Annotated in this window: 13 protein-coding genes; 4 read left to right on the top strand and 9 right to left on the bottom strand. The window is 73.6% G+C overall.

All coding sequences use genetic code 11. The features are described from left to right. From NS331_RS16810 to NS331_RS16825, 4 genes are all read left to right on the top strand, one after another. On the top strand, positions 1–513 hold a 513-nt coding region (locus NS331_RS16810; protein ID WP_193758139.1), incomplete at its 5' end, for a PD-(D/E)XK nuclease family protein. Continuing rightward, positions 510–2,735 (top strand): exodeoxyribonuclease V subunit alpha, encoded by a 2,226-nt coding sequence (gene recD, locus NS331_RS16815; RefSeq protein ID WP_082702565.1) that lies wholly within the window; start codon positions 510–512, stop codon positions 2,733–2,735. The genes NS331_RS16810 and recD, both read left to right, overlap by 4 nt. 161 nt (positions 2,736–2,896) lie before the next feature. Further along, positions 2,897–3,640 (top strand): response regulator, encoded by a 744-nt coding sequence (locus NS331_RS16820; RefSeq protein WP_242873795.1) that lies wholly within the window; start codon positions 2,897–2,899, stop codon positions 3,638–3,640. 77 nt (positions 3,641–3,717) lie between these two features. Beyond that, positions 3,718–5,595 (top strand): sensor histidine kinase, encoded by a 1,878-nt coding sequence (locus NS331_RS16825; protein WP_058643118.1) that lies wholly within the window; start codon positions 3,718–3,720, stop codon positions 5,593–5,595. A 197-nt stretch (positions 5,596–5,792) separates the two neighbouring features. Here NS331_RS16825 and NS331_RS16830 read toward each other — a convergent pair whose 3' ends face one another. The 9 genes from NS331_RS16830 to NS331_RS16870 all read right to left on the bottom strand — a co-directional run bounded on the left by NS331_RS16830 (position 5,793) and on the right by NS331_RS16870 (position 15,260). Continuing rightward, on the bottom strand, positions 5,793–7,172 hold the full coding sequence (locus tag NS331_RS16830) for an FAD-binding oxidoreductase (protein ID WP_058643119.1): 1,380 nt from the start codon (positions 7,170–7,172) through the stop codon (positions 5,793–5,795). A gap of 127 nt (positions 7,173–7,299) precedes the next feature. Next, the gene (hutG, locus tag NS331_RS16835) at positions 7,300–8,124 is read right to left on the bottom strand and encodes an N-formylglutamate deformylase (RefSeq protein ID WP_058643120.1); all 825 of its coding nucleotides are present in this window, start codon (positions 8,122–8,124) and stop codon (positions 7,300–7,302) included. Positions 8,125–8,367: 243 nt separating this feature from the next. After that, a complete protein-coding gene (locus tag NS331_RS16840; protein WP_058643121.1) occupies positions 8,368–9,759 on the bottom strand; it encodes a formimidoylglutamate deiminase in 1,392 nt (463 codons plus the stop codon). Next, on the bottom strand, positions 9,756–10,979 hold the full coding sequence (hutI, locus tag NS331_RS16845; RefSeq protein ID WP_058643122.1) for an imidazolonepropionase: 1,224 nt from the start codon (positions 10,977–10,979) through the stop codon (positions 9,756–9,758). Before hutI ends, NS331_RS16840 begins: the two co-directional genes overlap by 4 nt. Beyond that, a complete protein-coding gene (locus NS331_RS16850) occupies positions 10,976–11,551 on the bottom strand; it encodes a HutD/Ves family protein (RefSeq protein ID WP_058643136.1) in 576 nt (191 codons plus the stop codon). The genes hutI and NS331_RS16850 overlap by 4 nt, the downstream gene beginning before the upstream one ends. A 144-nt stretch (positions 11,552–11,695) precedes the next feature. Beyond that, positions 11,696–12,361 carry an amino acid ABC transporter permease gene (locus NS331_RS16855; protein ID WP_058643137.1) on the bottom strand — a complete coding sequence of 222 codons (666 nt, stop codon included), beginning with the start codon at positions 12,359–12,361 and terminating at the stop codon, positions 11,696–11,698. A gap of 199 nt (positions 12,362–12,560) precedes the next feature. Next, the gene (locus NS331_RS16860; protein ID WP_058643123.1) at positions 12,561–13,310 is read right to left on the bottom strand and encodes a transporter substrate-binding domain-containing protein; all 750 of its coding nucleotides are present in this window, start codon (positions 13,308–13,310) and stop codon (positions 12,561–12,563) included. Positions 13,311–13,409: 99 nt separating this feature from the next. Then, a complete protein-coding gene (locus NS331_RS16865) occupies positions 13,410–14,171 on the bottom strand; it encodes an IclR family transcriptional regulator (RefSeq protein ID WP_153012904.1) in 762 nt (253 codons plus the stop codon). 120 nt (positions 14,172–14,291) lie between these two features. Beyond that, positions 14,292–15,260, bottom strand: a complete 969-nt coding sequence (locus tag NS331_RS16870; RefSeq protein ID WP_058643124.1) for a Bug family tripartite tricarboxylate transporter substrate binding protein — start codon at positions 15,258–15,260, stop codon at positions 14,292–14,294. Between the last annotated feature and the right edge of the window lie 66 nt (positions 15,261–15,326).

Consider the following 15,326-nt stretch of genomic DNA (forward strand, 5'->3'; position numbering starts at 1 on the left):
GCCACGCTGGCCGGCCTGGCGGGGCCGAAGTCCGAGATGGAGTTCTGGATGCCGGTGCACCGCGCCGACGCGCGCAGCATCGACGCGCTGGTGCAGCGGCACCTGCTGCCCGGCCAGCCGCGCCCCGCCCTACCGCCGACGCAGCTCGCCGGCATGCTCAAGGGCTTCATGGACCTGGTCTTCGAACACCAGGGCCGCTGGTGGGTGGCCGACTACAAGTCCAACTGGCTGGGCCCGGACGACGCGGCCTACGGCGAGGCGGCCCTGCAGGCCTCGCTGCTCGCCCACCGCTACGACGTGCAGGCCGCCCTCTACGCCCTGGCCCTGCACCGCCTGCTGCGCAGCCGCCTGCCCGGCTACGACCCCGACACGCACCTGGGCGGCGCCCTCACCGTCTACCTGCGCGGGGCCGATGCGCCCGGCCACGGCATCTGGGCCGTGCGCCCGCCGCGCGCGCTGATCGAGCAACTCGACGCGCTGCTGCGCGGCCCCGACGAAAGCGAGTCCGAATGAACCGCCCCACCGGTGCCGGGCAGACCGCGGCCGTGCCCGCCACCCCCGACCTGTTCGACGACCAGCCCGCCGACGCCGCCGCCGACCAGCGGCGCGCCGCCCTGCTGGCCGACCTGGACCGCTGGGTGCAGCAGGGCTGGCTGCGCGAGCTGGACCGCAGCTTCGCCCTCTTCTGCCTGCAGCGCGATCCAGAGGCGGGCGCCGAGCTGCTGCTGGCCGCCGCCCTCGCCAGCCACCAGCTGGGCCGCGGCCACGTCTGCCTGGACCTGCAGGCCACCCTGGCCGACGGCCGCCACAGCCTCTCGCTGCCGCCCGACACCGCCAGCGCCGCCGCGGTGGGCGACGGTCCGCAGCGCTGGCTGCAGCCGCTGCGCCTGGCCGCCTGGCGCGACGCCCTGGCGGCCAGCCGCCTGTGCGGCCGCGGCGGCGACGCCGAAGGCGCCACGCCGCTGGTGCTGCGGGGGCCGCGCCTGTACCTGCGGCGCTACTGGCAGTACGAGCAGCAGGTGCGCGCCCGCATCGAGGCCCGCCTGGCCCCCGCGCCCGTGGCGCCGGCCGCGCGCATCCGCCCCGTGCTCGACCGGCTCTTCGGCGCCGGCGACGGCACGCCCGACTGGCAGAAGATGGCCTGCGCCCTCGCCCTGCGCCAGCGCTTCGCCGTCATCACCGGCGGTCCGGGCACCGGCAAGACGACCACCGTGGTGCGGCTGCTGGCGCTGCTGCAGTCGATGGCGATCCACGGCGGCGACGCGCCCCAGCCCGGCGCGGCCGGCGCGCCGGATGCCACCGATGCGGGCCTCGGCCCCGACGGCGCGGCCGGCGCGCCGGGCCGCCCGCTGCGCATCCAGCTGGCCGCGCCCACCGGCAAGGCCGCCGCGCGGCTCACCGAATCCATCCGCGGCGCCCTCGACCAGCTGCCCTGGGACGGCCTGCCCGGCGGCACCGGCCTGCGCGCCGAGGTGCCGGCCGACGCCCGCACCCTGCACCGCCTGCTCGGCAGCCGCCCCGACACCCGCCGCCTGCGCCACCACGCCGGCCATCCGCTGCCGCTGGACGTGCTGGTGGTGGACGAGGCCTCCATGGTCGACCTGGAAATGATGGCCGCCCTGCTCGACGCCCTGCCGCCTCAGGCGCGGCTGGTGCTGCTGGGCGACAAGGACCAGCTCGCCTCGGTCGAGGCCGGCGCCGTGCTGGGCGAGCTGTGCAGCCGTGCCCAGGACGGCCATTACGACGCCGCCACCGTCGCCTGGCTGCAGGCCGCCACCGGCCAGGTGCCGCCCGCCGCGCTGCAGGACGCCCGCGGCCAGCCGCTGGACCAGGCCATCGCCATGCTGCGCGTGAGCCGCCGCTTCCATGCCGGCAGCGGCATCGGCCAGCTGGCGGCGGCCGTCAACGCGGGCGAGGCGGAGGAAGCGCTCGCGCTGTTCGGCCGCGGCCTGCCCGACCTGCGCCGCTGCCGGCTCGCCGCCGGGGCGGGTGCGCTGGCCCAGGACGACGCCCTGCGCGCCCTGCTGCTGGCCGATGACGACGACCCCGCCGCGCCGCGCCCGGTCGGCCCCGCCCACTGGCTGCGCCGCGTGCACGACGAGCGCCCGGCCTCCGACGCGCCCCGCGCCGCCTGGGACGCCTGGGCCGCCGCCCTGCTTCGGGCCGGCGCCCGCTTCCAGCTGCTGTGCGCCCTGCGCGAAGGCCCCTGGGGCGTGACGGCCCTGAACGCCGCTATCGCCGAACTGCTCCAGGCCGAAGGCTGGATCGCCGCCACCCAGGGCTGGTATGCCGGCCGGCCGGTGCTGGTCACCCGCAACGACCCCGCGCTCGGCCTCATGAACGGCGACGTGGGCCTCACGCTGCAGCTGCCCGCCCGCTTCGACGACGCCAGCGGCCGGCCGCTGCCCGAGGCCGGCACCGCCCTGCGCGTGGCCTTCGCCAGCGCCGACGGCGCGGGCGGCGTGCGCTGGGCCCTGCCGGCGCGGCTGCAGGCGGTGGAGACCGTCTTCGCCATGACGGTGCACAAGTCCCAGGGCTCGGAGTTTGAGCACACCGCCCTGCTGCTGCCGCCCACCGCCAGCCCGGTGCTCACGCGCGAGCTGGTCTACACCGGCATCACCCGCGCGCGGCGCTGGTTCACCCACGTGGCGCCGGCCGGCAGCGGCGCGCGCGTGCTGCGCCAGGCCGTGCAGCGGCGCGTGCTGCGCGCCAGCGGCCTGATGGCGGCCGATTGATCCATCCCCCTCGCCGGCCTCGTTCGTTTATGGGAAAGTCACATCGTCAACAAAGGTGGAAACTTTCGTGTACCCCCGCGCCTTCACGATGCATCCGACGCTTCCCCTGACCCGCGGCGCCTCCAGCGCACCGCTTTTTCGCCGTTGCCGGCGCGCCGTGCGTGGGCAATGACGAGCACCCGCTGACCCTGGCGCCCCGCGCCGCCCGCGTGGCCCTGGTGGAGGACGACGCCGGCATGCGCGCGCGCATCGCCCACGTGGTGGCCGGCCATGCCGACCTGGCCCTGGTGCGCGAGGCGGCCAGCGCCGGCGAGATCCTCGACTGGCTGCCGCAGCATCCGATCGAGGTGCTGCTGGTGGACCTGGGCCTGCCCGACCAGTCGGGCCTGGACGTGATCCGCGCCTGCCGCCAGTTGCAGCCCGACTGCGCGGTGATGGTCATCACCATCTTCGGCGACGAGGCCAACATGGTGCAGGCCTTCGAGGCCGGCGCCAGCGGCTACCTGCTCAAGGACGGCACCGAAAGCGACCTGGCCCTGCACATCCGCTCGCTGCAGGCGGGCGGCTCGCCCATGTCGCCCATCATCGCCCGGCAGCTGCTGCGGCGCTGGCAGCAGGCGGGCGTCACGCCCCCGCCGGCGCCGCCGCGCGGCACGCGCGACAGCCGGGACGCCCGCGACGCGCGCGAGCCCGGCCCCGCGCTGGTGGCCGAGCGCCTGTCGCCGCGCGAATTCGAGGTGCTGGACCTCATCTCCCGCGGCTTCACCTACGCCGAGACGGCCCAGCGCATCGGCGTCTCGGTCACCACGGTGCAGACGCACGTGCGCAACATCTACGGCAAGCTGGACGTGCACAACAAGTCCGAGGCCATCTACGAGGCCCGCGACCTGGGTCTCCTGCCTTGAGAAAAGAAAAGGCAGCGCCCGTGCCGGCTTCATGCGGCGTGATGGCCCAACGCCGCGCCATGAAACGCTGAGAAGGCGTGCTGCCGGGCCTGCGACTTCTTCTGCGTGCGCTGCTGCTGCCACTTCTGGCGGCCGCCTTGCTGCTGGCCGCGCAGGCCGCCCCGGCTGCGCGGGCGCCGGCCATCCACACGCTGCACAGCGCCGACGCCGCGGTGCAGGTGGACGGCCAGCCGCCCCGGCTGCCGCGGCCGGTGGAGCTGCCCTTCCGCTGGCAGGCGCAGTCCACCCGCGACGGCGGCCGCGCCACGCTCACCCTGCGCCTGCCGGCACGGCCGGCCGCGGACGCCGAGCGGCCCTACGGCCTGCTCTTCGAGGCGCTGGGCAACCAGGCAGCGGTCTACATCAACGACGAACTGGTCGCCCAGTGGGGCGAGCTGGACGATCCCGACACCGACGCCGCCCGCGGCCCCCGGCTGGTGCGCCTGCCGCCCGAGTTGGCCGGCGGCGTCGGCGACACGCTGCTGCTGCGCGTCGAACTCAGCTGCCAGCCGCAGCGCGACGGCGGCATGTCCGCCGTGCGCTGGGGGCCGCTGGACGACATCGAGCCGCTCTACGACCACGAGCGGCTCTGGCGCAACGGCGCCGCCCTGGTCTATGCCGCCGGCATGCTGCTCATGGCGGGCCTGGCGGCCGGGCTGTGGTGGCACCAGCGGGACCCGCTCTACCGGGCCTTCGCCCTGGCCGCGCTGACCGGCGTGGTGCGCAACCTCGACCAGAGCGGCCTGCCGATGCCACCCGGCTGGCCGCTCTGGGACGCGCTGACGGTCATGACCTGCGTGGCCCACCTGGTCGCCATGGCCTATTCCGCCGTGCTGGCCATCCGGCCGCCGTCGGCCCGGCTGCGGTGCGCCGTCCTGGTCGGGGGCGTGCCGGCCGCCCTGCTGGCGGGCCTGGGACTGGCGCTGCACCAGCCCTTGCTGAACGTCGTGGCGAAGGGGCTGCTCGCGCTCACCGTGCTCGCCTGCCTGGCCGAGGTCGTCCGCCAGGCGGTCTACCGCCGTGCCTTCGGTGCCTGGACGCTCCTGGCCGCGGCCGCCGCCACGCTGGCCGCCGGCCTGCACGACCTGCTGCACGCGCACCTGGGCGTGGCCGACGTGGCATCGGTGCCGCTGCTGCCGCACGCGATATTCGGCTTCATGCTCGTCCTGGCGGCGCTGGTGATGGCGCGCTACAGCCGTTCGGTGCATGCCTACCGCGACCTGGCCCGCTCGCTGGACCACCGCGTGGCCGAGCGCGAGCGCCAGCTCACCGAGGCGCTGGACTCGCTGCATGCCCAGCGCCAGCAGCAGGCGGTGCTGCTGGAGCGCCAGCGCATCATGCAGGAGATCCACGACGGCGTCGGCTCGCAGCTGGTGGGCCTGCTCAACATGGTGAGCCGGCCCGGCGCCGACCCCGAGGTGGTGGCCGCCCAGGTCAAGATGGCGCTGGACGAGATGCGCGTGGCCGTCGATTCGCTGCAGCCGCTGGAGGGCGACCTCACCGTGGTGCTGGCCACGCTGCGCTACCGCCTGCAGCCGCGCCTGGAGGCCGCCGGGCTGGCACTGGAATGGGAAGTGGACAGCCTGCCGCCGCGCGCCGACGTGACGCCGCAGTCGGCCATGCAGATCCAGCGCATCCTGCTGGAGGGCTTCACCAACGTGCTGCGGCATGCGCAGGCGCGCCGCATCCGCCTGAGCGCCCACTGGGACGTGGGCCCGCCCGAGCGCGTGCAGATCGTGCTGGCGGACGACGGCGCCGGCTTCGCGCCCGGCACGGCGCGGGGCGGCCACGGCCTGGCCAACATGCGCAGCCGCGCCGCGTCCATCGGAGCGACGCTGGCGGTGGAGGCCGCGCCGGGCCTGGGCACGCGGGTGCGGCTGGACTGGCCGGTGCGGCGCGAGCCGGCGCCGGGCTGAGAAGGTGTGAACGAGCCCGCCATGCCCGCTCGTCCTGCCAAAACACGCCCACTCTGCGTTGCAAATGCTCGCCATAGCCCGAGCTATGGCTGCGCTTTGCGCCTGGATTGGCCGCGTTTTGGCAGCCCGCTCGGCCACGCCGGATTCATTCACACCTTCTGAGCGGGCCGGCCCCCCGGCCGCTCAGAACCAGTCGCTCAGAACACCTTGCCCGGATTCATCAGCCCCAGCGGATCGAGCGCGGCCTTGATGGCGCGCATGGCATCCAGCTCGTCGGGCGTGCGGCTGGCGCCCAGGTAGGGCTTCTTGTGCAGGCCGATGCCGTGCTCGGCCGAGACGCTGCCGGCGAAGCGGCCGACCAGGCCGTAGACCAGCGCTTCGGCCGCCTCGTCGTGGCCGCCGATGGTGGCGCCGTCGATCGAAAGATGCAGGTTGCTGTCGCCGATGTGGCCGAAGAACACGCTGGTGTGGCCGGGCCAGCGCGCCTGGAGCGCGGCGCGGCATTCGTCGACGAAGCGGCCGATCTGCGCCATGGGCAGGCTGACGTCGAAGTTGACCGGCGGCTGCATGTTGGCCGGCAGCTCGGCGGTGGCTTCGCGGATCTTCCAGAAGGCCGCCGCCTGGGCCTGCGACTGGGCCAGGGCGGCATCGACCACCAGGCCGGCGTCCATCGCCTCGGCCAGGGCTTCTTCCAGTTCGGCCTGCAGCGCGGCCTCGCTGCCGCCGTCCAGGTCGACCAGGGCGATCAGCGGATGGGCCGTGTCGAAGGGCTCGCGCAGCTGCTGCCAGGCCATGGAGGCGACGACGAAGTCGCGCCACATGAGCTCGAAGGCCGCGACGCCGCCGGCGAAACGGGACTGCAGCCGGCCCAGCAGGGCCAGGGCGGCGTCGTAGTCGGGCAGGGCGGCCAGCAGCGTGGCGCGGGCGCGCGGCGCCGGGTGCAGGCGGAACAGGGCGCGGGTGACCACGCCCAGCGTGCCTTCGGCGCCGACGAAGAACTGCTTGAGGTCGTAGCCGGTGTTGTTCTTCTGCATGGGCCGCAGCATGGGCAGCACCCGGCCGTCGGGCAGCACGGCCTCCAGGCCCAGAAGCTGCTCGCGCATCATGCCGAACTGCAGCACGCCGTTGCCGCCGGCATTGGTGGCCAGCGCGCCGCCCACCTGGGCCGAGCCGCGGGCGCCGAAGTCCACGCCGAAGCGCAGGCCCGCGTCGGTGGCGGCCTCCTGCACGGCCTGGATGGTCGCGCCGGCCTGGGCGGTGAGGGTGCGCGTGGCGGCATCGACCGACTCGATGGCATTCATGCGTTCCAGCGACAGGGCGACCGCGCCTTCGACCGGCATGGCGGCGCCGGCCAGGCCGGTGAGGCCGCCCTGGGGCACGACGGGCACGCGGTGCTGGCTGCACAGGCGCAGCGCGGCCGACACGGCCTCGGTGCTGCGCGGGCGCAGCAGGGCCAGCGGGCGCACGGGCGGCAGGCCGCTCCAGTCGGCCAGGTGGCGTTCGGGCACGGCGTCGCCGGGGGTGACGGCGTCGGGGCCGAGGGCGTCGGCCAGGGCGGCGAGGAAGGCGGCGCTCATGGGCGACCCCTGCGCGACGCGTGCGGCATCCGCGCCCGTGCGAACGAAGGGACCGGGGCGGCAACGGCCGGGCCCGGACGGCGCAGGGCGCCAGCACCGGCCGGCGGACGCATGGCGCTGGCCTCGATCACGACGGGCTCCCGTCGGCGAAGGCCAGCACGGCCTCCAGCATGCGGCGCACGGTGGGCTGCACACGGGCGGCCACGTCGGGGAGGTAGTCGAAGGGAAGCTGTTCCTGCATGTAGCTGCGCTGGGTCATTTCGAGCTGCACCGCATGCACGCCCCGTGCCGGCTGGCCGTGGTGGCGCGTGATGTAGCCGCCGGTGAAACGGCCGTTGAGCACGCTGGTGTGGGCGCTGTCGGCGCGGGCGATGGCCAGCAGGCGCTCGGCCAGTTGGGGGTCGCAGGCCGCGCCCTGGGCGGTGCCCAGGTTGAGGTCGGGCAGGGTGCCTTCGAAGAAGCGCGGCAGCACCGAACGGATGGAGTGCGCGTCCCACAGCATGGCGACGCCGTGAGCGGCGCGGATGCGTGCGAGTTCCTCGGCCAGCCTGGCGTGGTAGGGCGCCCAGATCGCCGTGCGGCGGGCGGCGATTTCGGCCTCGCCGGGCACGTCGGCCGGGTCGGCGTACAGCGGCGTGTCGTCGAAGGTGTCGACGGGGCACAGGCCGGTGACGCTCTGGCCCGGATACAGGCTGGCGCCGTCCGGCGGCCGGTTCAGGTCGATGACGTAGCGCGAGTGCGTGGCCACCAGCACCGAGGCGCCGAGCGCGTCGGCGAAGTCGTAGAGCCGCTCCAGGTGCCAGTCGGTGTCGGGCACCTGGCGGGCCTCGGCGGTCAGGCGCGCGGCCAGGGCGGGGGGCACGTGGGTGCCGACGTGCGGCATGGAGATCAGCAGCGGCCGCGTGCCCTGGCGGAAGCGGAAGGGCGGTTCGGTGGTGGTGAAGGGGGTCATGGCGGGGCTTTCGGTAGGGCAGCGGTCATGCGGGGATCGGCTTCATGCCGGGGGGTAGCGGTGATGCCGCATGGACGTCCGGCGCGCGTCGCTGGCCGCGCGGTCTCGCTCCCTCTCCCCTCGCGGGAGAGGGCCGGGGAGAGGGGGCCGCAGCGCTTGCACGGCTAGCGCGCGTTGCGGTGGCGCAGCCCCCTCTCCCCAACCCCTCTCCCGCGAGGGGAGAGGGGCGCCAGTCAGGCTCGATCATGCCCCACCGGTCAGCAGCTCGCGTCGGGCCTGCACGAAGCCCCGCTGGGCTTCCGCCCGCAGCGGGTGCGCGCCGGCCTCCACGGCGATGCGGCCGGCCACGCGGACCTGCGCAAGCGGCCGCTGGCGCCCGGCGGCGAAGACATGGGCCGACAGCATCTGCGGACCCTCCAGCCCGGCCAGCACCGGATGCGCGGCATCCAGCACCACCAGGTCCGCCTGCTGGCCGGTGGCCAGTCCGCCCAGGTCGCGCCCCGACGCCTGCGCGCCGCCGGCCACGGCCGCGAGCCACATGGCAGTGGCGACCTCCGGCTGCGCGGCGGTGGCGGCCACGTTGCGCTGGCGGCGGATCAGCCGCTGGCCGTATTCCAGCATCAGCAGCTCCTCGGCCACATCGACGCAGGCATGGCTGTCGGAGCCGACGCCCCAGGCGCCCCGGCCCTGGGTCCATTGCGGCAGGTCGAACAGGCCGTCGCCCAGGTTGGCCTCGGTGGTGGGGCACAGGCCGGCCACAGCGCCGGTGGCCGCGGCGCGGCGGTACTCGTCGGCGTCCATGTGGGTGGCATGCACCAGGCACCAACGGGCGTCGACCGGCGCATGGTCCAGCAGCCAGGCGACGGGGCGCTGGCCGCTCCAGGTGAGGCAGTCGTCCACCTCCTGGGTCTGCTCGGCGATGTGGATGTGGATGGGCGCCGTCGCGTCCTGCGCGGCCAGGCCGGCCAGCGCGTCGCGCAACGCCTCGGGCGGGACGGCGCGCAGCGAATGCGGCGCGAGGCCCAGGCGCGCGCCTTGCGCGTCGCAGGCGGGGCGCAGGGCGTCGAGCAGGCGCAGCATCGAGTCGGTGCTGCGGATGAAGCGCCGCTGGCCCTCGGCCGGCGCGGCGCCGCCGAAGCCGCTGGTCTGGTAGAGCACCGGCAGCAGCGTCAGGCCGATGCCGGCGCGGGCGGCGGCGCGCAGCAGGGCGCGGGCCAGCTCGGCATCGTCGGCGTAAGGGTGGCCGTCGGTGTCGTGGTGCACGTAGTGGAACTCGCACACCGACGTGTAGCCGGCCTCCAGCATGTCGACGTAAAGGCCGAAGGCGATGGCCTCCAGCTGCGCCGGGCTGAGGCGCAGCGCGAAGCGGTACATGAGGCTGCGCCAGCTCCAGAAGCTGTCCTGCGCCTCGGCACGGTATTCGGTCAGGCCCGCCATGCCGCGCTGGAAGGCATGCGAATGCAGGTTGGGCATGCCGGGCAGCACGGGACCTTCGGCACGCGGAATGCCGCGCGTGGCGGTGGCGCCGGGCTGCACGGCGGTGAGGCGGCCGGTGGCGTCCCAGTCCAGGCGCACGTCGCGCGCCCAGCCGCCGGGCAGCAGGGCATGGTCGGCGAAGAGGCTGCGCGCCGTCACAGCGCGCCCTCCGCGATCCGGCCTTGTCGGACCACGCAGCGCACGGGGCGCTGGCCGAACCAGTAGGCCAGCTCGGCGGCCTCCTGCACGTTCCACAGCACGAAGTCGGCGGCGCGGCCCACGGCCAGCTCGCCGTGCGTGGCCGCGAGGCCCAGGGCCCGCGCGGCATGGGTGGTGACGCCGGCCAGTGCCTCGGGCACCGTCAGGCGGAACAGGGTGCAGGCCATGTTCATCATCAAGAGCAGGCTCAGGCAGGGCGAGGTGCCCGGGTTGTGGTCGGTGGAGACGGCCATGGGCACGCCGGCCGCACGCAGGCCGTCGATGGGCGGCCGCTGCGTGTCGCGCAGCGTGTAGTAGGCGCCGGGCAGCAGCACGGCCACGGTGCCGGACTGCGCCATGGCCGCGATGCCGGCGGGCGACAGGTGCTCGATGTGGTCGCACGACAGCGCGCCGTAGCGCGCCGCCAGCGCCGCGCCCCCCATGTCGCTGAGCTGCTCGGCATGCAGCTTGACCGGCAGGCCCAGCGCCTGCGCGGCCTGGAACACGCGCTCGGTCTCTTCGAGCGAGAAGGCGATGCGTTCGCAGAACACGTCCACCGCGTCCACCAGGCCCTCGGCGTGGAGCGCGGGCAGCATCTCGCGGCAGACGAGGTCGATGTAGTCGCTGCTGCGGCCGGCGTATTCGGGCGGCAGGGCGTGGGCGCCGAGGAAGGTGGTGCGCACCGTCACGCCATGCGCGGCGGCCAGGCGCCGGGCCACGCGCAGCTGCTTGCGCTCGTGTTCCAGCGCCAGGCCGTAGCCGGACTTGATCTCGATGGCGCACACGCCCTCGGCCAGCAGCGGCGCGAGGCGGGCGCTGGCGGCGCCGAACAGGTCGTCCTCGCTGGCCTCGCGCGTGGCCCGCACGGTGGCGACGATGCCGCCGCCGACGCGCGCCACCTCTTCATAGCTGGCGCCGGCCAGGCGCATGGCGAATTCGTTGGCGCGCTGGCCGCCATAGACCAGGTGGGTGTGGCAGTCGACGAGGCCCGGCGTGACCAGCGCGCCGCCGCCGTCGTGGCGGGGCAGGGCACCGGCCTCGGCGGGGAGCGCCTCGGGCGCGCCCAGCCAGGCGATGCGGCCGTCGGCCACCGTCAGGGCCAGCGGCTGGCCGTCGCTGTCGCGCAGGCCGGTCCACAGGCCATCGGCGCTGGGCCGTTGGGAGAAGGGCAGGGCGGTCATGCGGGCAGCAGGCGGATGGCGATCAAGCGGGACTCGCCGCCCTGCGCGTCGGGCACCGCTTCGGCCGGGCCCACCGCGTCGGCCCACCACAGGCCCTGGCCGGCATCGAGCGGCGCCGCCGCGCCGGTGCGCCAAGTGCCCGAGGCCGCCAGCAGCAGCCCGTGCGGCGCGCCGGCCAGGCGCACGGCGCCGTCGTGCACCGTCAGCTCGGCCTGCCAGCGGCCGCGCCGCGTCATCAGGTTGAAGTCGGTCGAGGTGCCGCCCAGCCGGCTGCAGGCGATGGCCGCCTCGCCGGCAAAGGCGAAGGGCTGCAGCGGCACGTCCAGCCGGTGGTCGATGCCCTCGCCGGTCAGGTGCAGGCCGTCGCCGGCCAGCAGCAGGATGCGGCGATCGATGCCGGGGAAGGTGGAAAACGGCCCGTCGGCATCGACGGTGGCGACCGAGCAGCGCCAGCCGAAGTCCTCCAGCCCGGCGCCGGCCGGCCAGCACGCGATCTCGCGCGTGCGGCCGCCGCCGTTCTTCCACGGCATGGCGGGGAGCTGGTCGAGGGTGAAGGTGTGCAGGGTCGTCATGGCGATAAAGATCGAATGGCCGCGGAGCAGGCCAAGCCAGGGCACCCGAGGAACTGGCTTCGCCAGGCCTCTGGGTGCGCCCCCCTCCAAGCCGAAGGCGCCAGGGAGGGGGGGGCCGCGAAGCGGCATGGGGGGTGTTTCATCTCAATGCACGCCGCCTTGGCGCAGCCGGCGCTCGAAATGGCGCAGCACCAGCGTCACCGTGCCGGTGAGGGCGAAGTACACGGCCGCGATGGCGAGGTACACCTCCAGCGAGCGGTAGGACACGCTGATGATCTTCTGGCCCTCGTGCATCACGTCGTGGATGGTAAGCAGCGACACTAGCGCCGAGTTCTTGATCAGCGCGATGAACTCGTTGCCGAGTGGCGGGATCATGCGCACCACCGCCTGCGGCAGGATGATGTGGCGCATGGCCTGGCCCGGCGTCATGCCCAGCGACTGGGCGGCCATGGTCTGGCCGCGGTCGATGGACTGGATGGCGCCGCGCACGATCTCCGACACGTAGGCGCCGCTGTACACGCCCAGGCCCAGCACGCCGCACAGGAAGGCCGGCAGCAGCAGCCCGAAGTGCGGCAGCCCGAAGAACAGGATGAACAGCTGCACCAGCAGCGGCGTGCCGCGGATCACGGCCACGTAGGCGGTGCACACACCGTACAGCCAGCGCCGCTGCGGCCGCAGCCGGCCGATGCCCACCGCCAGGCCCAGCATGCAGCCCAGCAGCAGCGCGCAGGCGGTGATCTCCACCGTCACCAGCGCGCCGCGCAGCAGCTCGGGCCAGCCGGCCCACACCGGCGAGAAGTCCAGATCCATCATCAAGTCCCGTCAGGTTTTCATGTTGCTGCGCGCCGCCCGCATCGCATGAAACCGGCATGCCGCAGGCGTCCAATGGCCGCGGAGCAGGCCACGCCAGGGCACCCCAGGAACTGGCTCCGCCAGGCCTGCGGGTGCGCCCCCCTCCAAGCAGAAGACGCAAGGGAGGGGGGAGCCGCGAAGCGGCATGGGGGGTGCCTCATTTCGACGCAGGGAACCACTTCTGGACGATCGCCGCGTAGCTGCCGTCGGCCTTCATCTTCGCCAGCGCGTCGTTCACGGCCTTGGTCAGCTCGGGCGTGTCCTTGCGGATGGCCATGCCGTATTCCTCGGTGGTCAGTTGCTCGGGCAGCACCTTGAGGCCGGGCCGGGTGCGCACGTACTGGTAGGCGGCGGGCTTGCCGGTGACGGCGGCATCGCTGCGGCCGACTTCCACCAGGTTGAACATCTCCTGGTTCTTCTCGACCTCCATCAGCTGGGCCTGCGGGTACTTCTCCTTGAGGAAGCTCACCGACTTGGTGCCCACCTGCACGCTCACCTTGCGGCCGGCCAGGTCGGCGGGCGACTTGACGGTGGTGTTGTCGGCCTTGGTCATCACCACCAGGCCGCCGGCGTAGTAGGGCACGGTGAAGTCGACCACCTTGCGGCGCTCGTCGGTGATGTAGATGGCCGAGACGGCCATGTCGGCGCGGCGCGAGACCAGCGCCGGGATCAGGCCCTTGAAGTCGATGTCGATCCATTCGATGGGCCGGCCCAGCTGCTTGCCGATGGCCTCGACCATCTCGGTGTCGAAACCGGTGCGCTTGCCGTTCTCGATGAACTCCATGGGCGGAAAGGTGGCATCGGTGGCCACGCGCAGCGGCTCGGCGGCATGGGCGGCGGTACCGGCAAGGGCGAGGGTGCCGACGAGGGCGAGCAGCAGGCGGCGGGGCAGGGGACGGGACATCATGGAAGCACTCCGGAGTTGCGATGGAAGCGGGACGGGGATGAAGGAGGACAGGGAAAGACGGAAGGCGAACGCGGCGCGGAAGGGTCCGGACGGTGACCGTCAATGCAGCAGCAGCCGCCGCGAGATGCGGGCGCCGGCCACCACGGTCATCTGCACCAGCGCCGCCGCCTGGTGCTGCGCACGCAGGATCGGGGCCATGAGCGTGAGCACGCCGGCCGCCAAGTGCGAGGCGCCCATCAGCGGCACGCTGCAGCCCCAGACGCCGTCGTCCACCTCGCCGGCGCTCAGCGCATGGCCGGCCTGGCGGATGGCGTCCAGCTCGGCCTCGGCGGCGGCGCGCTCGGCGGTGCCGGCACCGTACTGGGCATCGAGCACCGCGGCGCGCGCGGCCGGTGGCAGGTGGGCCAGCAGGCATTTGGCGGACGCGCCGGCGCGCAGCGGTACGCTGCGGCCCTTCTCGAAGGAACAGCGCAGGGACTGCTGGCTCTCGACCATGTCCAGGCAGATGGCCTGGTCGTTGACGGCGACGATCAGCCCCACGCTCTCGTGCGACTGGCGCGCCAGCTCTTCCATGGTGGGACGGGCCTGGCGCATGAGTTCGGACGCCAGGTCGAAGCCCAGCGCCATCTGCAGGCTGAGCGGCCCGGGCGCGTAGCTGCCTTCGCGCTCGATCACGAAGCCCCAGCGGCGCAGCCGCGCCAGCTGGCGGTAGAGCGTGCTGCGCGTCAGGCCCGTGTGGGCGATCAGCTCGGCGGCCGTGAGCGGCCGGCCCTGGTGCGCCAGCACGGCCAGCACCTGCAGCACGCGGTCGGCGGCAGGAACAGCGGCAGCAGCAGCAACGGAGGGCGCAGGCGAGGCCATGCGTCCAGTATCAAAAAAAGCCATCGCGATGTGCACCACCTGGTCCCACGTGGTGGGACTGGGCGGTGGTTTTTTGGCGTGGCGCCCGCGTGCCGGCCCGCCGCTGGTCGAGGGGCGTCCTCAGTTGGGCTGGATCCCCGCCTGCTTAACCACGGCCGTCCACTTGGTGGTTTCGGAGCGGATGAAGTCGCCGAGCTCCTCGGGCGTGCTGCCGACGGTGAAGGCGCCGATCTCGTCGTAGCGCTTCTTGAATTCGGGGCTCTGCATGATGGACTTGAGCTCGGCCGCCAGCTTGTCGATCACCGGCCCGGGCGTGCCGCTGCGCGCCACCATGGCGTACCACGAGGTCACTTCGAAGCCGGGATAGCCCGCTTCGGCAAAGGTGGGCACGTTGGGCAGCCAGGGCGCGCGCGTCTTGTAGGCCACGGCCAGCGGCTTGAGCTTGCCGGCCTTGACGTGGGGAATGGCCGTGACCACCTCGTTGAAGATGAACTGGGTCTGGCCGCCGAGCAGATCGTTCATGGCCGGTGCCGCACCCTGGTACGGAATGGCCGTGAAGTCCGCGCCCGTCTGCACCTTGAGCAGCTCGCCCGCCAGGTGCGAATAGGCGCCGATCGACACGCCGAAGTTCACCCGCTTGGGATTGGCCTTGGAATAGTCCACCAGTTCCTTCGGCGTGTTCACCGGCACGCTGGGGTTGACCAGCAGCACCTGCGGCGTGAGCACGAGCAGCGACACCGGTGCGAAGTCCTTCTCCAGGTTGTACGACAGGCTCTTGAACAGCGCCGGCTGCACGGTGAGGTTGGAGGCGGGCGCCAGCAGCAGCGTGTAGCCGTCCGCGGGCTGGCGGGCGACCCAGTCGAAACCGATGTTGCCGGCCGCGCCGGCGCGGTTGTCCACCACCACGCTCTGCTTCCAGCGGCGGCCGAGTTCGTCTGCCGTCTCGCGGGCGATCTTGTCGGCGATGCCGCCGGCCGGGTAGGGCACCACGATGTGGATGGTCTTGGCCGGATAGTCCTGAGCCGCTGCGGCGGCCACGAGGCACACGGACGCGAGCGCCGCGAGCACGCGGCGAAGAACGGGTTTCATGCAAAGACTCCGGAAGGGTGGAAGAGACGAGGTGGAAAGCGGGGAAGAACGCCGTGCTGACGCAGG

Source organism: Pseudacidovorax intermedius, from assembly GCF_001476815.1.
Classification (GTDB): domain Bacteria; phylum Pseudomonadota; class Gammaproteobacteria; order Burkholderiales; family Burkholderiaceae_C; genus Xenophilus; species Xenophilus intermedius_A.